This window comes from Escherichia sp. R1, assembly GCF_003000935.1.
Taxonomy (GTDB): domain Bacteria; phylum Pseudomonadota; class Gammaproteobacteria; order Enterobacterales; family Enterobacteriaceae; genus Escherichia; species Escherichia coli.
Genome location: NZ_PSRU01000051.1, coordinates 1 through 4,851 on the forward strand (window position 1 = coordinate 1; position 4,851 = coordinate 4,851).

The 4,851-nt window shown below is 45.3% G+C and carries 5 protein-coding genes and 1 pseudogene; all 6 read right to left on the reverse strand.

Going from position 1 to position 4,851, the window contains the following annotated elements:
• Nucleotides 1–218: pseudogene (locus tag C4F37_RS26655) on the reverse strand (type VI secretion system tip protein VgrG); the annotation flags it as partial.
• A gap of 18 nt (nucleotides 219–236) precedes the next feature.
• Entirely contained in the window at nucleotides 237–521 is a 285-nt protein-coding gene (locus C4F37_RS26660; RefSeq protein WP_001127502.1) for a type VI secretion system PAAR protein, read from the reverse strand.
• Between the two features lie 111 nt (nucleotides 522–632).
• Complete coding sequence (locus C4F37_RS26665) at nucleotides 633–1,598, reverse strand: hypothetical protein (protein WP_000536612.1); 966 nt, start codon at nucleotides 1,596–1,598, stop codon at nucleotides 633–635.
• Between the two features lie 88 nt (nucleotides 1,599–1,686).
• Nucleotides 1,687–3,237, reverse strand: a complete 1,551-nt coding sequence (locus C4F37_RS26670) for a hypothetical protein (protein WP_001529091.1) — start codon at nucleotides 3,235–3,237, stop codon at nucleotides 1,687–1,689.
• A 21-nt stretch (nucleotides 3,238–3,258) separates the two neighbouring features.
• A complete protein-coding gene (locus tag C4F37_RS26675) occupies nucleotides 3,259–4,098 on the reverse strand; it encodes a DUF4123 domain-containing protein (protein WP_001538297.1) in 840 nt (279 codons plus the stop codon).
• Nucleotides 4,098–4,851: type VI secretion system Vgr family protein (locus tag C4F37_RS26680; RefSeq protein ID WP_228997552.1), on the reverse strand; the 754-nt coding region annotated here is incomplete at its 5' end. The genes C4F37_RS26680 and C4F37_RS26675, both read right to left, overlap by 1 nt.

Below are 4,851 nucleotides of genomic sequence, written 5' to 3' on the forward strand. Positions count from 1 at the left end.
GTGACATAACGCAGCGGGATGACACCCTGCCAGATAGTCAGCGTTGCGTTCTTCTCCAGCAGCATCTCCGCCGTCTGCATAAAAGAATCGCTGGCGACATCCACACTCATCACAAACGGATAAGACTGGTTCTGGATTAACCTGAAATTCACCACTGCAAAGGTGTCCGGCTCCTGGCCGTCAACCTCCAGCGTAAAGCGAAGACCTTTTAAGGACATAAATACCTCTCAGACATATCAGCCTATATTTACCGTACCGCCACCAATAACCACGCCGCCGCAGTCAATAGCATCACCGGTTCTGGCGGCGGGCAGGCCGTCAATAAAGACGGTTGACGAGCCTCTGGCGATTTTTCGGGGATGAGGGGGATGCTTCGGTTTATCATGCGGCGTCAGCGGATCTCCCTGGCGGGCGGCAGGTAATCCATCAATAAATACCGTCGATGAAGCCGCAATGATGACTGTCTCACGGTAGCCATCATGCTGGGTACCTTTGTCGTTTAATCTGGCAGCTAAAGGCATATTGTTTTCCTGTCTGGAATATCAGCGACAAAAAATTAAAAAAATGGTAAGGTGCTTAACTCAGCAATAATCACCTTACCGGACATCCTGATTTGTAGCCCAACAGGTTAATCAAGTGACAGGGATAAACTGACCATCAATCAGCGAAAATACCGGAGCGTAATACCCCATAACTTCATCACCATCTTCATCTATGAAACGATAAGTCAGCGGAGAATATGTTGGTTTCGATTTATTATATAGCTGCACCATACGTCCATTATTCATAACCCGGATAGCGTAATCGCCCCATCTGATGGGCTGCATTCTGGCTTTCCTGCCTTCTATTTCTTCTTTTGGATAGAGCGAGAGCAATATTTCATCCTCACTGTCACCGGTTGTGACTGACCAGGCTTTCAGTGCCTCTTTGTGAGAAGCTTTCAGACGTGCCCTGTCCCCGCTGCTAATAATTGCAGCCATTTCGATATAGGCTGCTTTTAGCTTCTGTAACTGTTCATCGCTTCCGGTAAAGGGCGTAGCTCGCGTCCAGGCCCATTCAGGAAGCCCCGCCACCGAGACCTTTTGTGTAAATTGATACACCTTCATCCCTTTCGGGAAATAAGTTTCATTAAAATAGTCTGGATCAATAAATCCGGGTTCTGCCTGCTCAGCCAGAATCTCTTTTCGGATAACAGGATGCATGCTGTCTGGCTGCGCTTCAGGTATTCCCTGCTGGTTGATGGTCACCTTTATCGAAGAAAGTATGGTTTCTTCCTGCTTAACAAAACGAACCAAATCCAGACTGCACCCTGCTTTTTGGGAGAAATGCCCTCGTTCTTCGGTACTGGCAGGTTTATCAGAAAACCACCTTAACGCCCCAATCTCCAGACTGATTTCATTTTCACCATTTTCCATCAGCATCATGGCATTAGTGCTGGAACTGGTGGTTCCGGTTGAATCACCATTTTCTCGCAATACATCCTTTCGGTTGCTGAATCCAAGGACACCATTAGTCTTAATGGCACAATATGATTCCTGTATATTAAACCTGCTGCGGATTTTTTGATGGTTATCGCTCGAGTACAATCCAGTCCCCATAATACCTCCTGATAGTAAAATGACTGATATTAAATTTTTTATTTTCATAATTACCTTATTATCTTTAATTTGATTCATTCTTCGCCGTTCAATAATCAGTGCCTATCTGCCACTGCGTCACTGGCGTTACTTTTTTTTCCACAGTATTTTCCTTACCATACAAATTAATCCGTAATGGTGAGTCATCTACTTCCAAAGGTTTACATAGTTGCCACTTAAGTTCATTTTCTTTTTCGGGTTTCTCACTATTCTCTTTTCTATCTTTATCACCGCGAGATATGTCAACCTTAACTTTAAACGCGCCCGTCACTCCATCATGAAATAGAACAAGATCCATTCCATCATCTCGTTTATCAAATCCAAACCCAGCTTTTGCTTCTATAGAAGCACCAACCTCAGATTTCAATTTCACGACAAAAACATTCGTCTCAAATGTTGCACTAACCTCACCTTTCAAACCAAGTTTAATATTGCTTTCTTTAGTGTTAAATTCCCATGCTTTATCTTTTTGAGAATATACAGCCCCAAGATCGAGATTAACTTCCGGTGAAATTTCGATATAGCATTCAACACTGGTTCCATGCTTGCGGAGATATTCACGGCATCGGTTTACCAGATCTTCCATTTTGCAGTATGCACATATAAATGAGATGATATCAAATCGGAATGATGCTTTGAAAAATGGAGCACCATATAGACCATAAAAATGGCACGGACCATCTTTAATATCAGTGTATTGATAAGCATAAGAAATCCCCAGTGTGACAGGTTCTATTTTTGCACTGAATAACGCATATTTACGCGTACCATCTTTGTTGTCAGGATCTGGCGCAAAGTATTTGTTAATGCTTTTAATCAGCGCATCTATTCTACTCATCTGCTCCAGTTGTTTTATTTGTCTGAGTTTTTTTATTTCCTCTACATACTTGTGTGTATATTCAACATTAGCGACTTTTAATCCCAGTTCAACGGTAAGAGATGTCTTGTGAAACAACTCAAACTCAGCGGTTGTATTTGTCCATCCGCTTCGTAGTTTATTTTTATCTTTAGGTTTTGTATCTTCCATCGCCTCCCGAGCTTTTCTCCGTTCATCACGTCGATCTTTTACCGCTCGTGTCTGTTGTGATGACGAAATCTCATAACTAAGCCCTGTGGTAAACCGAATTTCTAATGAAGGATAAACCTTAATCTCGACATAGGAGTTGTGCTCGTAACAGCTATCAATTCTGACTGTGTAATGTGCTGGTTCATAAAGAACATCATGTGGCATGGTAATTGAACTCAGATACTCCCACGGAGAATGAAACGCATCAATGATATTCATTCCACCCTTGAAACCTTCATAATATAATGTAACATTATTGGGTTTTCCAAAAGGTTGCAGTATCTTACGACTGTTTTCTGATTCTTCCTCTAACCATGCCTCATGTGTCCCACTGTTGTCGCACTGGTAGGTAATGGTAATTATACCATCACATCCAAAACCATCGTCCAGTAGCTTAAAACGCGCCATTCCTTCTTTTGACCAGAAATGTTTCTCGCCGGCCTCTGGAAAATCACTAATAACATCAAAAATACATGGATCAGGTATGCCGCATTCCACACAAGGCTTTCCGGCTGTCGAAGATGGAGATGTCATATAATCTATCCGTTTGTCTTTTTATTGCGGGATAAATCCCAGTTCCTGTTGTGCAAGTTCATGTACCCGAATATGTCCCGGATATGACTGATTGCTGAATAGTTCATACCAGTCATCCGGAATATATCGGAGATCGATTATGTTTTTTTTCAGTAAGATAAGCGTCATTGTTCTGACGGAACGATCATCTGCTATATTTAATGACTGGCAAAAAGAGAAATAATCTTCTGCCAGAATTCGGGATGATTCAGCTTTTGATGAATCATCCCACCCTTCTTTTTCTGCATTTTCTTCGATAAATACAGATAATGTATCAAGATAATTATCCCGTGCCTTTCGTTCCAGTTGGCTATATTGTCTGTAACTCAGCATCAGTTGTGATGGCCGTTCTGCCCTTATATTCATAGTTTCTGCGGGACGGACGGAAGAAAAATTATCCTCACGACATTCTTCACCATAGCGGGTACTTAGCTGTCTGACGGGGTTGATAAAAAAAAGAAGCTGGCGGGGGGTAAGAACTTCCGCTAATACCCATATATTCCGGGGATCATAAAATCGCATGAGAACAGGTTTCTCCTGTTCGGGGATCCTAACCCACAGATAACGTCTGAAGTGTTGCTGTAGCTCACGCATGGATGACTCAGAAGTCAGATATATTCCCCATGGCGACGCCTTATCTCTCAGCCATGCTTCAACCTCCGGAACAACTTCCACGAGATAGGGGGCCAGCGCGACCAGATCCGGCTGTATGGGTTCTGCATACAGACAGCAGTGTGGGGGATTCACTTCGTTCAGAAAATCCAGCAATCCTTCTTCCACAGCACCATCCACAATAGCGTACTGTACGGGTGCCGTTTCCATCACTTATCCTCCTTCGGGCAGTGCGCCACAAACATCGAACCACTCCCGGCTGCGGCTTTCAGGATCACCGGGCGCATCGGCAGGATCACGTCTCCCGGGCTGCCCCCGCCGTTAAGATTGATTTTCGCGCCCTTAATATCCACGCCGCCGGAATGGATCACCACAAATGAACCTCCCACCCGCAGACTGATTTTGCTGTCGCTCTGTAAAACAATATCGCCCTGTACGCTGATACCCAGCGCGCCGCTTATTTTCTGTGCCAGATCGCCTTTCACCTCCAGTCCCTGATTGCCCTCTGTCAGGCTGACGTGGTCTTTGGTGGTTTTATGGTCCTGTTTACCTTCAACCGTCACTTTCCGGTCATTTGCCACCACCAGGAATTCATCATGCCCGATGCTGACCGCCCGGTCATAGTTGACCCGCTTATCCTTGCTGTTCAGCACCACGACCTGCATATTTTTCTGGGCGTGCAGGTAGATTTCTTCCTTGTCCGTGGCGTCCTCAAAGCGCAGCTCGTTAAAACCGCTTCCTTTATACGTCTTCGACCGTATCGTCATCTGCGTCTTCGTCCCCGGCAGACTCCCCGGCGAACGGTTGTCCTCATGGTACGTCCGCCCCATGACCAGCGGCTGGTCCGGGTCCCCGTTCAGGAAGTCCACTATCACTTCCTGACCCACACGCGGTATCGCCAGGTTACCGAACCCCGGCCCCGCCCACGCCTGTGACACCCTCACCCAGCACGAACTCTCCTCC

Excerpts from the sequence above, each read along its gene's own strand:
- C4F37_RS26670 (WP_001529091.1), bottom strand. The coding sequence starts at position 3,237 with ATGACATCTCCATCTTCGACAGCCGGAAAGCCTTGTGTGGAATGCGGC.
- C4F37_RS26675 (WP_001538297.1), bottom strand. The coding sequence starts at position 4,098 with ATGGAAACGGCACCCGTACAGTACGCTATTGTGGATGGTGCTGTGGAA.
- C4F37_RS26665 (WP_000536612.1), bottom strand. The coding sequence starts at position 1,598 with ATGGGGACTGGATTGTACTCGAGCGATAACCATCAAAAAATCCGCAGC.
- C4F37_RS26660 (WP_001127502.1), bottom strand. The coding sequence starts at position 521 with ATGCCTTTAGCTGCCAGATTAAACGACAAAGGTACCCAGCATGATGGC.